General features: G+C 70.9%; 12 protein-coding genes. All 12 read left to right on the plus strand.

Features of this window, described 5'->3' with window-relative positions; translation table 11 throughout:
* The 12 genes from ACFLIM_RS01580 to ACFLIM_RS01635 all read left to right on the plus strand — a co-directional run bounded on the left by ACFLIM_RS01580 (position 1) and on the right by ACFLIM_RS01635 (position 13,827).
* The gene (locus ACFLIM_RS01580) at positions 1–1,539 is read left to right on the plus strand and encodes a UDP-N-acetylmuramoyl-L-alanyl-D-glutamate--2,6-diaminopimelate ligase (protein WP_393161040.1); all 1,539 of its coding nucleotides are present in this window, start codon (positions 1–3) and stop codon (positions 1,537–1,539) included.
* Positions 1,539–3,179 carry a UDP-N-acetylmuramoyl-tripeptide--D-alanyl-D-alanine ligase gene (gene murF, locus ACFLIM_RS01585; protein ID WP_393161042.1) on the plus strand — a complete coding sequence of 547 codons (1,641 nt, stop codon included), beginning with the start codon at positions 1,539–1,541 and terminating at the stop codon, positions 3,177–3,179. Before ACFLIM_RS01580 ends, murF begins: the two co-directional genes overlap by 1 nt.
* Positions 3,176–4,237 (plus strand): phospho-N-acetylmuramoyl-pentapeptide-transferase, encoded by a 1,062-nt coding sequence (mraY, locus tag ACFLIM_RS01590; protein WP_393161044.1) that lies wholly within the window; start codon positions 3,176–3,178, stop codon positions 4,235–4,237. Before murF ends, mraY begins: the two co-directional genes overlap by 4 nt.
* Positions 4,234–5,610, plus strand: coding sequence for a UDP-N-acetylmuramoyl-L-alanine--D-glutamate ligase (murD, locus tag ACFLIM_RS01595; protein WP_393161046.1), 1,377 nt, complete (start codon positions 4,234–4,236; stop codon positions 5,608–5,610). The genes mraY and murD overlap by 4 nt, the downstream gene beginning before the upstream one ends.
* Positions 5,594–6,853 carry a putative lipid II flippase FtsW gene (ftsW, locus tag ACFLIM_RS01600; protein ID WP_393161048.1) on the plus strand — a complete coding sequence of 420 codons (1,260 nt, stop codon included), beginning with the start codon at positions 5,594–5,596 and terminating at the stop codon, positions 6,851–6,853. Before murD ends, ftsW begins: the two co-directional genes overlap by 17 nt.
* Before the next feature lie 12 nt (positions 6,854–6,865).
* Positions 6,866–7,942, plus strand: coding sequence for an undecaprenyldiphospho-muramoylpentapeptide beta-N-acetylglucosaminyltransferase (gene murG / locus ACFLIM_RS01605; protein ID WP_393161050.1), 1,077 nt, complete (start codon positions 6,866–6,868; stop codon positions 7,940–7,942).
* Positions 7,939–9,336: a UDP-N-acetylmuramate--L-alanine ligase gene (gene murC / locus ACFLIM_RS01610; protein ID WP_393161052.1), complete on the plus strand. Its 1,398-nt coding sequence runs from the start codon at positions 7,939–7,941 to the stop codon at positions 9,334–9,336. The genes murG and murC overlap by 4 nt, the downstream gene beginning before the upstream one ends.
* A 248-nt stretch (positions 9,337–9,584) precedes the next feature.
* Positions 9,585–10,250, plus strand: a complete 666-nt coding sequence (locus ACFLIM_RS01615; protein WP_393161054.1) for a cell division protein FtsQ/DivIB — start codon at positions 9,585–9,587, stop codon at positions 10,248–10,250.
* A 335-nt stretch (positions 10,251–10,585) separates the two neighbouring features.
* On the plus strand, positions 10,586–11,995 hold the full coding sequence (ftsZ, locus tag ACFLIM_RS01620) for a cell division protein FtsZ (RefSeq protein ID WP_393161056.1): 1,410 nt from the start codon (positions 10,586–10,588) through the stop codon (positions 11,993–11,995).
* Between the two features lie 131 nt (positions 11,996–12,126).
* On the plus strand, positions 12,127–12,819 hold the full coding sequence (locus tag ACFLIM_RS01625; protein ID WP_393161058.1) for a YggS family pyridoxal phosphate-dependent enzyme: 693 nt from the start codon (positions 12,127–12,129) through the stop codon (positions 12,817–12,819).
* 139 nt (positions 12,820–12,958) lie between these two features.
* Positions 12,959–13,459 carry a cell division protein SepF gene (locus ACFLIM_RS01630; protein ID WP_138717521.1) on the plus strand — a complete coding sequence of 167 codons (501 nt, stop codon included), beginning with the start codon at positions 12,959–12,961 and terminating at the stop codon, positions 13,457–13,459.
* A gap of 80 nt (positions 13,460–13,539) precedes the next feature.
* On the plus strand, positions 13,540–13,827 hold the full coding sequence (locus ACFLIM_RS01635; RefSeq protein ID WP_393161060.1) for a YggT family protein: 288 nt from the start codon (positions 13,540–13,542) through the stop codon (positions 13,825–13,827).
* Positions 13,828–13,927: the final 100 nt, after the last annotated feature.

The following is a 13,927-nucleotide window of genomic DNA, read 5'->3' on the forward strand; positions in this document are numbered from 1 at the left end:
ATGCGTCCTACGACCAGCCCGCCCCGCTCGCTGACCGGGCTCGCGACCATGCTCGACGCCGATTCAGGCACGTCGCGGTCGCCTCATGCCGCCCTGACCGGCGTCACCATCGACTCCCGCAACGTCACGCGCGGAGATCTCTACGTGGCGTTGCCCGGCAACCGGGCCCACGGCGCCACCTATGCCGCCGAGGCGCTGGCCGGCGGCGCCGTGGCCATTCTCACCGACCGGGAAGGTCGCGACGCGGCGGTCGCGACCGGGCTGCCGGTGCTGATCGTGCCCGACCCGCGGGCCCTGCTCGGGCAGGTCTCCTCGTGGGTGTACGGGCAGCCGGCCCACGACATCCAGATCCTCGGCGTCACCGGCACCAGCGGCAAGTCCACCACCACGTTCATGCTCGAGGCGGGCCTGCGGGCCGCGGGGCACACCGCCGGCCTGGTGGGCGGCGTCGAGATCCACGCGGGCGACCTGCACTTCCAGCCCACGCTCACCACGCCGGAGGCGTCGGAGCTGCACGCCCTGTTCGCCCTGATGCGCGAGCGGGGCGTCGGCGCGGCCGTCATGGAGGTCTCCAGCCACGCGCTCGCGCTGGGCAGGATCGACGGCGTCTTCTACGACGTGGCCCTGTTCACCAACCTCTCCCAGGATCACCTCGACTTCCACCGGGACTTCGAGGACTACTTCGCGACCAAGGTGCGGCTGTTCCAGCCGGAGCTGAGCCGGGTCGGCGTGACGAACATCGACGACCGCTACGGGCGCGAGCTGCTGCACCTGGCGAAGGTGCCGATGACCACGTTCTCCGCCCTCGGCGATCCCGAGGCCGAGTGGCGGGCGCTGGACGTCAGGCTGGGCGCGGACGGGAGCACGTTCAGGGTGGTCGGGCCCGGCGGGGTCGAGGCCGACGCGCAGGTCGCGCTGCCGGGCCCGTTCAACGTCGCCAACGCGCTCGGCGCCATCGTCACCCTGGTCGAGGCTGGGGTGCCGCTGCAGACCGCCGTACACGGCGTCGGCTCCCTCACCGGCGTCCCCGGGCGCATGCAGCGCATCACGGGCGCGGACGACGAGTTCCAGGCGCTCGTGGACTACTCGCACAAGCCGGGCGCCGTGGAGTCGGTGCTGCGCTCGCTGCGGGCCGTCACCGCGGGCACGCTGACGATCGTGCTCGGCTGCGGCGGCGACCGCGACAAGGGCAAAAGGCCCCTCATGGGGGAATCTGCCGCTCGGTTGGCAGATATGGCTATTTTTACCAATGACAATCCCCGCTCGGAGGATCCGCTCGCCATCCTCGCGACGATGATGGAAGGAGCGCTCCGCGTTCCGCAGCACGACCGCGCTCATGTGATCATTGAGCCCGACCGCGCGGCCGCCATCGGCCTGGCGATCGCCAGGGCCGGGCGCGGCGACGTGATCGTCGTGGCCGGCAAGGGTCACGAGCAGGGCCAGTACGTTTCAGGCGAGGTGATCCCCTTCGACGACCGCGAAGTGGTCGCCGAAGCGATCGACGCACGTAAAAAAAGCACGGAAAGCAGGAAGCACTGATGATCCCGTTGCCTCTGGCCAGGATCGCCGAGATAACCTCGGGCGCCCTGTCGGGCATGGCCGATCCCCGCGCGGTGGTGCGCGGGCCCGTCGTGATCGACTCGCGGGCCGTAGAACCGGGATCCCTGTTCGTCGCCATCAAGGGCGCGCGGGTCGACGGTCACGACTACGCCGCGCAGGCCATCCGGTCGGGAGCCGTCGCCGTGCTGGCCACCAGGCCGGTCGAAGGGCCGGCCGTGATCGTGCCCGACGCCGCCGCCGCGCTGGCCGAGCTGGCCGCCGCCCAGGTCGCCGCGCTGCCCGCGGTCACCGTGATCGGCGTGACCGGCTCGGCGGGCAAGACCAGCACCAAGGACCTCCTCGCCAGGCTCACCGCGCGGATCGGGCCCACCATCGCCCCCGTGGGCAGCTTCAACAACGAGCTCGGACACCCGCTGACCGTGTTGCGGGCCGGCATGGACACCCGGTTCATGGTGCTGGAGCTGGCCGCGCGCAACCTCGGCCACATCAAGGACCTGACCCGCATCGCGCCGCCGCGGATCGGCGTGGTGCTCAACGTCGGAACCGCGCACCTCGGGGTGTTCGGCGGCAAGGAGGCCATCGCCAAGGCCAAGGGAGAGCTGGTGGAGTCGCTGCCGCGGTCCGGCGTGGCGGTGCTCAACGCCGACGATCCCATGGTGCGGGGGATGGCCTCGCGTACCGACGCCCGGGTGACGTTCTTCGGCCGCGGCGAGTCCGCGGCGATCCGGGCGGAGGGGGTCGTGGTGGACGTGCGCGGGCGCGCCTCCTTCACGCTGCGCACCCCGTCGGGGACCGCACACGTGTCGCTCAAGCTGTACGGGGAGCACGCGGTCGAGAACGCGCTCGCCGCGGCCGCCGCCGGATACGAGCTCGGCCTGCCGGTCGCCACCATCGCCAAGGAACTGTCGGAGGCCACACCCGCCAGCCGGTGGCGGATGGAGGTCACCGACCGGGCCGACGGCGTGACGGTCGTCAACGACGCCTACAACGCCAACCCGGACTCGATGCGGGCGGCCTTCGAGGCGTTCGCGGTGCTGGGGAGGGGGCGCCGGCGCTTCGCCGTCATCGCGGCGCTGCGGGAGCTAGGGGACGAAGGTCCCGCGCTCAACGCCGAGCTGGGCCGGATGGCCGGTGGCGCCGGACTGGCCGCGCTGATCGTGGCGGGTCCCGAGGCCGGGCCGGTGCTGGCGGGCGCCCACGCGGTCGTCCGGGGCGCGACGGCACCCGGTCCGCACCAGGCCTCGCCGCCCGGATGGCAGATGCCGGATGGCGGCGTCGCGCCGCAGGGCGGGCCGGTGCAGGGAGCGATGCCGCAGGGCGGGCCGGTGCCCGGGCCTGAGCACGGTGTGCCGCCGCAGGGGTGGCAGGTGCCGGTCCAGGCCGGTGCGCCCCAGTGGCAGGCGCCGGTGGCCGGTGGGCCGCCCGGGCTCGCCCCGTCGCCCGACGCCGGTGCGCCCTACCCGCAGGCGACGCGGATCGTGCACGTGCCCGACGCCGAGGCGGCGGCGGCCGAGCTCGCCCGGTGGTTGCGGCCGGGAGACGCCGTGCTGGTGAAGGGGCCCAGGGCGATGGGGCTGGAGCGGACTGCCGAGCTCGTGCTCGGAGGTGCCGCTCAGTGACCGACATCATCATCGCCGGTGCGGTGGGCCTGATCCTCTCGATGCTGGGCACCCCGCTGGCGATCAGGCTGTTCTCGCGGCGCGGCTACGGCCAGGAGATCCGCGAGGAGCTGCAGCAGGGCGGCCACCATGGCAAGCGGGGCACCCCCACCATGGGCGGCACCGTGTTCGTGCTGGCCTCGCTGTTCGCCTATGGGGCCTCCCACCTGGCCACGCTGGCGCCGCCGACCGTGTCGGGCATGCTGGTGCTGTTCCTGATGACGGGGCTGGGCGCGGTCGGGTTCCTGGACGACTTCATCAAGATCTACAAGCAGCGCAGCCTGGGGCTGCGCAGCGGCGCCAAGGCGTTCGGCCAGCTCATCGTCGGCGCGGTCTTCGCGTTCCTAGTGGTACGTTCGCCGAACGTCTACGGCATCACCCCCGCCGAACCCCGCGTGTCGTTCCTGCGGGACATCGGCCCGTCGATCGGCATCGTTGGGTTCACCATCTGGGTGCTCATCATGATCGTCGGGTTCTCCAACGCGGTGAACCTCACCGACGGGCTCGACGGCCTGGCCAGCGGCGCGACCGGCGTCGTGCTCGCCGCGTACGTGCTGATCGGCAACTGGCAGCTCCGCAACAACTGCATCGACCAGCTCGGCCCCAACTGCTACTGGGTACGAGATCCGCTCGACCTGGCCGTGGTGGCCGCCGCTGTGCTCGGGGCGCTGATCGGGTTCCTCTGGTGGAACGCGCCGCCCGCGCGGATCTTCATGGGCGACACCGGCTCGCTGGCGCTGGGCGGCGTGCTGGCCGGGCTGGCCATCGCCACCCGTACCCAGTTGTTGCTGATCATCCTCGCCGGGCTGTGCGTGATCATCACGCTGTCGGTGATCATCCAGGTCGGGTTCTTCAAGATGACCAGGAAACGGGTGTTCAGGATGGCGCCCCTGCAGCACCACTTCGAGCTGAAGGGCTGGGCGGAGACCACGATCGTGGTCCGGTTCTGGCTGATCGCGATGCTCTGCGCGGCGCTAGGGCTGGGGTTGTTCTACGTCGAGTGGATGCCCAAGTCATGAGCCTCACGTGCGTCGCGGGGCTGGGCGTGTCGGGGACCGCCGTGGCCAGGGTGCTGGCCGAGCGCGGCGAGCGGGTCGTGGTCGTGGAGGCCGCGCAGGGCGAACGCCGGCTCGCGGCCGCCGCGGAGCTGGCCCGGCTCGGTGTCGAGACGCGGTTCGGGGCGATGGTGCTGCCCGAGGGCGTCACCCGGCTCGTCACCACCGGCTGGGCGCCGCACCACCCGCTGATCGCCGCCGCTCTCGACGCCGGGGTGGAGGTCGTGGGCGAGGTGGAGCTGGCCTGGCGGCTGCGTCCCGCCCAGGCGGCCCCCTGGCTCGCGCTGACCGGCACCAACGGCAAGACCACCGCCGTGCGCATGCTCACCGCGATCCTGCTCGCCGCCGGGCACAAGGCCCTGGCCGTGGGGAACGTGGGCGTGCCGGTGGTACGCGCCGTCGCCGAGCCGTACGACGCGCTGGCCGTCGAGCTGTCCAGCTTCCAGCTGCACTGGTCCAGCACGCTGGCCCCGCACGCCGCGGCCATCCTGAACGTGGCCCCCGACCACCTCGACTGGCACGGCTCCATGGAGGAGTACGCCGCCGCCAAGGGCCGCATCTACGAGCGCGCCAAGACCGTGATCTTCAACGCCGACGATCCCGAGGCGACCCGGCTGGCCGCGCCCTACCCCAAGGCCGTCGGGTTCACCCTCCGCGTGCCCAAGCCCGGCGAGCTCGGTGTGGTCGAGGACCTGCTGGTCGATCGGGCGTTCGTGGGCGATCCGGCGGAGGCGGCCGAGGAGCTGGCCACGCTGGAGGACGTGCGCCCGTTCGCCCCGCACAACGTGGCCAACGCGCTGGCCGCCGCCGCCCTGGCCCGCTCGCTGGGCGTGCCGTCCGAGGCGGTGAGCAGGGGGCTGCGGGACTTCGTGCCCGACCCGCACCGGCTGTCCCACGTGGACCGGATCGGCGAGGTCGACTACATCGACGACTCCAAGGCGACCAACCCGCACGCCGCCGCCGCCGCGCTGGCCTCGTACCCGTCGATCGTGTGGGTGGCGGGCGGGCAGCTCAAGGGGGCGGACGTCGACGACCTGGTGCGCCAGGCGGCCCCCAGGCTGCGGGGCGCGGTGCTGCTCGGCGTCGATCGCGGCCAGATCGCCGAAGCCATCGCGCGACACGCGCCGAATGTCCCCGTCGTGGACATCGCCGACCGCGAAACTGGAGTGATGGAAAGAGTCGTCGCCGAAGCCGCCCGGCTGGCCTCGCCCGGGGACACCGTGCTGCTGTCCCCGTCGGGGGCCTCCCTGGACATGTTCGCCAACTATCCGGCGCGGGGGGAGGCCTTCGCGCGCGCCGTGCACGAGCTGAGGCAGCGACGTGACCGCGGCCGCTGAGGAACCTCCCAGGGAAGGGATCCGCGAGCAGCTCGGCACGCTGAAGGAGCTGCTCGACAAGCCGCTGACCACCTACTACCTGATCATCATGTGCAGCGCGCTGCTGCTGGCGCTCGGGCTGATGATGGTGTTGTCGGCCTCCAGCATCGAGGCGCTGCAGAAGACCGGCAGCCCCTTCTCGTGGTTCATCAAGCAGTCGTTGTCGGCCGCCGTGGGCGTGCCGTTGATGTGGGCCTGCTCGCGGCTGCCGGTCAAGTTCTTCCGCTGGGCCGGCTACCCGCTGATGGCGCTGTCGATCCTGGCGCTGGTCATGGTGCTGTTCATCGGCTCGTCCGAGCTGGGCGCGCAGCGGTGGATCTACATCGGCCCGTTCACCATCCAGCCGTCCGAGCCGGCCAAGCTCGGGCTCGTGTTGTGGGGGGCCGATCTGCTGGCCAGGCGGGTGCGTCAGGGCCGGATCGAATGGCGGCAGATGCTGATCCCGCTCATGCCCGGCACCGCGATCCTGGCCGTCATGGTCATGCTCGGCCGCGACCTGGGCACCACGCTGGTGCTGTTCATGATCTTCCTGGCCATGTTGTGGGTGGTGGGGGCGCCGGTGAAGCTGTTCGGCGGCATCCTGTCGCTGGCGGTCCTGGCCGCGGCCATCATGATCAAGGTGGAGCCCTACCGGATGGCGCGCATCGGGGCGTTCCTCGACCCGTGGGCCGACGCGCAGGGCGCCGGATACCAGGCCGTGCAGGGGCAGATCGCGATGGGCTCCGGCGGCTGGTTCGGGCTCGGACTGGGCAGCAGCCGGCAGAAGTGGAGCTGGTTGCCGCACGGCGAGAGCGACTTCATCTTCGCCATCCTCGGCGAGGAGCTCGGGCTCATGGGCACGCTGATGGTGGTGGCGCTGTTCGGGTTGCTCGGATATGCGGGGCTGCGGGTCGCCGTGCGGGTCAACGACCCGTTCACCAGGCTCGCCGCCGCCGCCATGGTGGCCTGGATCGTCGGGCAGGCGACCGTCAACATGGGCGCCGTGCTGGGCGTTCTGCCGATCACCGGCATCCCCCTGCCGCTGGTCTCGTACGGTGGATCCTCGCTGCTGCCCACGCTCGCCGCGCTCGGCATGCTGTTGTCGTTCGCCAAACGCGAGCCGGGCGCGCGAGAGGCCTTGGCCGCTCGTGGCCCCGGACCGGCCGCCCGGGCCCTAAGCTGGCTTGGCCTGGGGGGTACGACCAGAGGCCGAGTGACACGTTAGGGAGTGACCGAGATGAGGGTGGTCCTCGCCGGTGGGGGGACGGCCGGGCACATCGAGCCCGCGCTCGCCCTTGCGGACGCGCTGCGTCGTCTTGACCGGGGCATCGGCATCACCTGCGTGGGCACGGAGCGCGGCTTGGAGACGCGGCTCGTGCCTGCCAGGGGCTACGAGCTGGAGCTGGTGTCGGCCGTGCCGCTTCCAAGGGCGATCACCCCGAGCCTGCTCACTGTCCCTGGCAGGCTCGCAGGCGCGATCAGCGCCACGGCCGGCATACTCGACCGCGTCAAAGCCGACATCCTGGTCGGCTTCGGCGGTTATGTCGCAACTCCAGCCTACCTGGCCGCCAAGCGGCGTGGCCTGCCGATCGTCGTGCACGAGGCCAACCCCCGCCCGGGGCTGGCCAACCGGCTGGGCGCCAGGCTCACCGACCACGTCTTCAGCGGCTTCCCCGATGGCGCGCTGCCCAAGGCCGAATACATCGGCACCCCGCTGCGCCGCGAGATCGTCGGCCTCGACCGGCTGTCCATGGGCGACAAGGCCCGCTCCTGGTTCGGGCTGGAGAACGACCGGCCGACGCTGTTGGTGTTCGGCGGCTCGCAGGGGGCCAGGTCGCTCAACCAGGCCGCACTGGCCGCCGCGCCGATCCTGCGCCGGGCCGGCGTGCAGGTGTTGCACGTGCTCGGCCCGAAGAACACCATCGACCGCGAGCCGCCGCCGGGCGACCCGCAATACGTGGTGCTGCCCTACGTCGACCGGATGGACCTCGCCTACGCGGCCGCCGACCTGGCGCTGTGCCGCAGCGGGGCGCTGACCTGCGCGGAGCTGACCGCCGTCGGGCTGCCGGCCGCGTACGTGCCGCTGCCGCACGGCAACGGCGAGCAGCGCATCAACGCCGAGCGCATCGCCCGGGGCGGCGGCGGCCTCCTGGTGGACGACGCTGGCCTGACACCTGATTGGATCATCCAGAACGTGCTGCCCATCCTGCACGACCCCGAGCGGGTCGCCGTCATGTCGGAGGCCGCCTCCAGACTGGGACGGAAGGACGCCGATATCATGCTCGCCAGGAAAGTGTTGGAGATAGCCCGATGAGTCTCGTCAAGCTGGTCGATCTGATTGCCGTGGAAGACCTGGGGAGGGTGCACTTCATCGGCATCGGCGGCGCGGGCATGTCCGGCATCGCCCGCATCCTGCTCAAGCGCGGCGTGAGGGTGTCGGGCAGCGACGCGCGCAGCTCCGAGCTGGTCACCGAGTTGCGCGAGCTGGGCGCGACCGTGCACATCGGCCACGCCGCCTCACACATCAGGGACGTCGACACCGTGGTCGTCTCGACCGCCATCCGCGACTCCAACCCCGAGCTGGGCGAGGCGCTCAAGCAGGGGCTGCGGATCATCCCGCGGGCCGCCGCGCTGGCCTCCGTCATGGCCGGGCGCACCGCGGTCGCGATCGCGGGCACCCACGGCAAGACCACCACCACCTCCATGCTCACCGTGGCGCTGCAGAAGTGCGGCGCCGACCCGTCCTACTGCGTGGGCGGCCAGCTCGTCACCACCGGGCTCGGTGCGGACGACGGCCAGGGCCGGGTGTTCGTGGCCGAGGCCGACGAGAGCGACGGCTCTTTCCTCATGCTCGCGCCCGACATCGCCGTGGTGACCAACGTCGAGGCCGACCACCTCGACAACTACGGCGACCCGCGGGCCGTGCACGACAGCTTCGCCAGGTTCGCCGACCGGGTCGGCTCCCTGCTCATCGCGTGCGCCGACGACCCGGGCGCGGCCGAGCTGGCGCGCAAGGCGCGGGAGCGGGGGCTGCGGGTCAGGACGTACGGCGTCGAGGGCGAGCACTACCGCGTGAGCGGGGTCAGGCCCGACGGGTTCGGCACGGTGTTCGCCATCGAAGGCAAGGGCGACGTGCGGCTGGCCGTGCCCGGGGCGCACAACGCGCTCAACGCCACCGCGGTGATCGCCGTGGCCGACGAGCTGGGGTTGCCGTTCGAGGAGATCAGGCAGGGGCTGGGGGCCTTCACGGGGGCCAAGCGGCGCTTCGAGGCCAAGGGCGAGGGCGGCGGCATCGCGGTGTTCGACAGCTACGCCCACCATCCGACCGAGCTGGCCGCCGACCTGCGGGCCGCCCGCGACGTGGTCGCCTCCTACTCCGGCGACGGACGGGTCGTCGCGATCTTCCAGCCGCACCTGTACTCGCGCACCCGATACTTCGCCGAGGAGTTCGGGGCGGCGCTCGGGCTGGCCGACGAGGTGATCGTGCTCGACGTCTACGGCGCCCGCGAGGATCCCGAGCCCGGGGTGTCCGGCGCATTGGTGGCCGGGCGGGTGCCGCTGCCCGCCGAGCGGGTGGCGTACGCGCCGGACCGGGCCGCGGTGCCCGACCTGGTGGCCGAGCGGGCGCGGCCCGGCGACATCGTGCTCACCATGGGCGCGGGCGACGTCACGGAGCTCGGCCCGCAGATCGTGGCCCGCCTTTCCTGAGCTCCGCCGTAGCCGCCCCTCCTCCGAAGGACCGTGACCCCGGACCGCGGGACGACATCCGTCCCGCCGTCCGGGGCTGAGGTCCCTCGAGGGAGGGGAGATGGGCACACGTCAGGCGATGGGTGGGTCGATCGGGGCGTGGACTGGGCGGGCTCGCCGCCGTTGGGCGTGGCGTGCGGTGTTACGCCGTGCGGCGGCGTAGGTTCGGTGCCGACATGTTGGGGCCCCGGAATGCGGGTGGGAGGGCGATGAAGGCGCGCACGGCGTTCCTGGTGCTGCTCACAGCGGGAGTGGTGGGCACGGCCGCCTGGCTGGTGTTCTTCTCGCCCGTGCTCGGCGTGCGGTCGGTCGAGATCGTGGGAAATCTCACAGTGCCCAGCGACCGGATCAAGCAGCAGGCCGGGGTGGCCGACCTGCATCCTCTTGCCACCGTCAACCTCGCCGACGTCGAGACCCGCGTCCTGGGCATCAGGCAGCTCGCCACGGCCAAGGTCGACCGGATCTGGCCCGGCACGCTCAAGATCGAAGTGGTCGAGCGCGAGCCCGTCGCCGCGATCCCGGCGGGCCAGAAAGTGGCGATCGTCGACAAGCAGGGCGTGGTGATCGAGCTCAAGAACGCCGTGCCGCCCATGCTGCCGCTGCTCAAGGTGGACCACCCCGCCGCGGGCGACCCCGCCACGATGGCGGCGCTCCAGGTCATCCAGGCGATCCCGGACCCGGTGGCGGGCAAGGTCAGGCAGGTACGCGCGGGAACCGCCGAAGGCGTGACCCTGGAACTGTCCGACGGGCGTACCGTCATCTGGGGTGGCCCCGACCGGCCCACCGAGAAGGCGAGCATTCTCGCCTCGCTGCTCAAACGCGAAAAAGCCACCCTGTACGACGTCAGCTCCCCGGACGTGGTGACCCTGAAGTGATCAAGAGTGTCAGGGTCTGGCAACTCCGGGGCAAGGGCATCGCCGAGCCTGTGCGAGGCGGGGGTCGCGGCGTGAGAGCCTGTAAGCCGGATGTTCGGCAGAGGAGGGCCCCGACCTGGCGCGACTGCGGAGCGAAACGGACAGCCCGCGACACGCCGGACGTGCTTGCGGCGCGGTTAGTTGACCCGCCTGCAGCGTAACTCCTACTGTCCGTATCAATCCTCAGGTTGACATAAATCTAAATCTCAACCTGAGGTTGAGAGTTACCCGAACTGAGAAAAAGCGGATCCAATCCGCACCGAATTGCAAGTCAACGAGCGGAAAGGCCCCTCGTCGTGGCAGCACCGCAGAACTACCTCGCGGTCATCAAGGTCGTCGGCATCGGCGGCGGCGGAGTGAACGCCGTCAACCGGATGATCGAGGAGGGACTCAAGGGCGTCGAGTTCATCGCGATAAACACCGACGCCCAGGCGCTGCTGATGAGTGACGCCGATGTGAAACTCGACGTGGGCCGCGAGCTCACGCGCGGCCTTGGCGCGGGCGCCAATCCCGACGTGGGCCGCAAGGCCGCCGAGGACCATCGCGAGGAGATCGAGGAGGTCCTCAAGGGGGCCGACATGGTCTTCGTCACGGCCGGCGAGGGCGGTGGCACGGGCACCGGCGGGGCGCCCGTCGTGGCCAACATCGCCAGGTCGCTCGGCGCGCTCACGATCGGTGTCGTGACCAGGCCGTTCAGCTTTGAGGGTCGGCGCAGGGCCTCGCAGGCCGAGGCGGGCATCGAGACGCTGCGCGACGAGGTCGACACGCTGATCGTGATCCCCAACGACCGGCTGCTGTCGATCTCCGACCGGCAGGTGAGCGTGCTCGACGCGTTCAAGGCCGCCGACCAGGTGCTGCTGTCGGGTGTCCAGGGCATCACTGACCTGATCACCACGCCCGGCCTGATCAACCTCGACTTCGCCGACGTCAAGTCGGTCATGTCGGGCGCCGGCTCCGCCCTCATGGGCATCGGCCACGCGCGCGGCGACGACCGCTCGGTCGCGGCGGCCGAGATGGCGGTCTCCAGCCCGCTGCTGGAGGCCAGCATCGACGGCGCCCACGGCGTGCTGCTGTCCATCGCGGGCGGCTCCGACCTGGGCCTGTTCGAGATCAACGAGGCGGCGCAGCTCGTGTCCATGGCGGCCGCGCCAGACGCCAACATCATCTTCGGCACGGTCATCGACGACGCGCTCGGCGACGAGGTGCGCGTCACCGTGATCGCGGCGGGCTTCGACGACGTGCCGCCGCCGGCCGAGAAGCCCGTGACCCGTCCGGCGAGCCGCCCCCCGGCCCAGCCGCCGGCGCCGCCCGTGTCCTCTCCAGCGCGGCCGAACGTCTCGTCCCCCAGCGTGAAGTCCGAGCAGCCCGCGGCGCGCCCTGAGCCGCGTCCTGAGCCCCGCAGGGACTTCGAGGCGCGCGGGGACTTCAGGTCCGAGCCTCGGGCCGACTTCCGCCCCGAGCCGCCCCGTCCTGAGCCGCGCCCTGAGCCGGTGCGTCCGGTGGAGTCCGTGCAGGTCCCCGAGCCGGACGCCGACGAGGCCGTCGCCGACGAGCCGTCCGGCCCCGTCTCCATCCCCCGGCCCACGCCCGAGCCCGCCAACCCGCCCACGCCCATCACCTCCCGCATGTCGGAGCCCGCCAAACGTCCTCGGGTGATCTTCGAGGAACAGGAAGAGGAGCTCGACGTCCCGGACTTCCTCAAATAGCCGGCCGCCTGACGCCGCTCCCCGCAGGGATCCGGGAGCGGCGCCGTCGTGTGCGCGAGGCGTACAGGGTGGACCGCTGCGCCGAGCGTGCGTACGTGCGCGAGGATTCAGGTAGTGAGAGGGAGAGTCACGTGAGAAGGGACGAGATCGCGGCCGGGCTCGCCGAGGTCGACGCGCGCATCGCGGCGGCCTGCCGCGCGGTCGGGCGCGACCGCGGCGAGGTCACGCTGATCGCCGTCACCAAGACCAGGCCCGCCGACGACGTGCGGATCCTCTCCGAGCTGGGCGTGCGCGACATCGGCGAGAACCGCGACCAGGAGGCCGCCCCCAAGGCGCACGAGCTCGCCGGGCTGCCGCTGACCTGGCATTTCGTCGGCCAGCTGCAGACGAACAAAGTGCGTTCCGTCGTCGGTTACGCCGACGTGATCCACTCCGTCGACCGGCTCAGGCTGGTGGAGGCGATCAGCAAGGAGGCGGTGCGCCAGGGCCGCAGGGTCGGCTGCCTGCTGCAGATCGCGCTCGACGACGACCCCGCCAGGGGCGGTGCGCGCCCCGGCGACGTGCTCGCGCTCGCCGACGAGGTGGCGCTCGCCGAGGGCGTGTGGCTGGGCGGCGTCATGGCGGTCGCGCCGCTGGGCGAGGATCCCGCCAAGGCCTTCGCCAGGCTGCGAGATGTGGCGCTGCGCCTGCAGGAGCAGCACCCCCGTGCCACGATGATCTCGGCGGGGATGAGCGAGGATCTCGCCGAGGCCGTCGCCTACGGCGCGACACACGTGCGGGTCGGTACGGCGTTGCTCGGTCGTCGCAAGCCCTTCGTCAGGTAATGTCCCCTCAAGTGGGTCTTCAAGCCCGTGACCAAGTAGAGGTCGATCAGCGGTGAGCTCCAGGGGGGTACGCCTACCGCCTCGGGACCAGGCGACGGACTCGAGCGAGTGCGACCATGAGCAGGAGGACGACGTAGCTATGGCCGGCGCGATGCGCAAGATGGCGGTCTACCTCGGTCTCGTGGAGGACGACCGCTACGAGAGATATGAGACCTACACGGACGAGTACGCCTACGAGGACGAGGTGCAGCGCACCGGCGAGGAACGCCCCGTAGCGGTCCAGGACCGCGACGACGAGGCCGAACCAGGAGTGCCCGCGCCCAGGCCCGCCACGACGATCCTGGAGCGCCGCACGACCGATCTGGCCCGCATCACCACCCTCCACCCCCGGACGTACAACGAAGCGCGTACCATCGGAGAGCACTTCCGAGACGGCACCCCGGTCATCATGAACCTGACCGAGATGGTTGACAGTGACGCGAAACGCCTCGTCGATTTCGCGGCAGGTCTGGTCTTTGGCCTACATGGCAGCATTGAACGTGTTACCAACAAGGTGTTCCTGTTGTCCCCTGCCAATGTCGAGGTGACCGCCGAGGACAAGGCCCGAATCGCGGAGCGCGGGTTCTTCAACCAGAGTTAGAGTCTCTGTATGTCTATCGCACCCAACCAGGTCTCGCCGAGACCGGGAGGGCACATCAGAAGTGGAGGCGCGGCCGGGCCGTGGGGATCGTCAGTCAGATCTTGGTCGTTGTCCTGTCTCTCTATTTGGTGCTGCTCATCGGCAGGATGATCTTTGAGACGGTGCAGGCTTTCGCCCGTCAGTGGCGGCCGTCCGGCGTCGTCCTGGTGCTGGCCGAGGCCACATACACCGCAACAGACCCACCACTCAAGTTCCTCCGCCGTTTCATTCCTCCGCTCCGGTTGGGTACGGTGGCCTTTGACCTAAGCTTCACTGTCCTGTTCATCGTCGTGCTGATCTTGATCCAGCTCGCTGGATTGTTGCGATGACTGGGCCGGTGCCGCGCCGGTCGTGATCCAACTCGTGTCCGCGCTGAAGTGATTCGGGTTACCGTCCCTCCGGACAGACTCCAAGCGCGCCAAGGAGACC

The sequence above is a fragment of the Nonomuraea marmarensis genome (assembly GCF_043197025.1).
Classification (GTDB): Bacteria; Actinomycetota; Actinomycetes; order Streptosporangiales; family Streptosporangiaceae; genus Nonomuraea; species Nonomuraea marmarensis.

Excerpts from the sequence above, each read along its gene's own strand:
- murF (WP_393161042.1), top strand. The coding sequence starts at position 1,539 with ATGATCCCGTTGCCTCTGGCCAGGATCGCCGAGATAACCTCGGGCGCC.
- ACFLIM_RS01615 (WP_393161054.1), top strand. The coding sequence starts at position 9,585 with ATGAAGGCGCGCACGGCGTTCCTGGTGCTGCTCACAGCGGGAGTGGTG.
- murG (WP_393161050.1), top strand. The coding sequence starts at position 6,866 with ATGAGGGTGGTCCTCGCCGGTGGGGGGACGGCCGGGCACATCGAGCCC.
- ACFLIM_RS01580 (WP_393161040.1), top strand. The coding sequence starts at position 1 with ATGCGTCCTACGACCAGCCCGCCCCGCTCGCTGACCGGGCTCGCGACC.
- murD (WP_393161046.1), top strand. The coding sequence starts at position 4,234 with ATGAGCCTCACGTGCGTCGCGGGGCTGGGCGTGTCGGGGACCGCCGTG.
- murC (WP_393161052.1), top strand. The coding sequence starts at position 7,939 with ATGAGTCTCGTCAAGCTGGTCGATCTGATTGCCGTGGAAGACCTGGGG.
- ACFLIM_RS01630 (WP_138717521.1), top strand. The coding sequence starts at position 12,959 with ATGGCCGGCGCGATGCGCAAGATGGCGGTCTACCTCGGTCTCGTGGAG.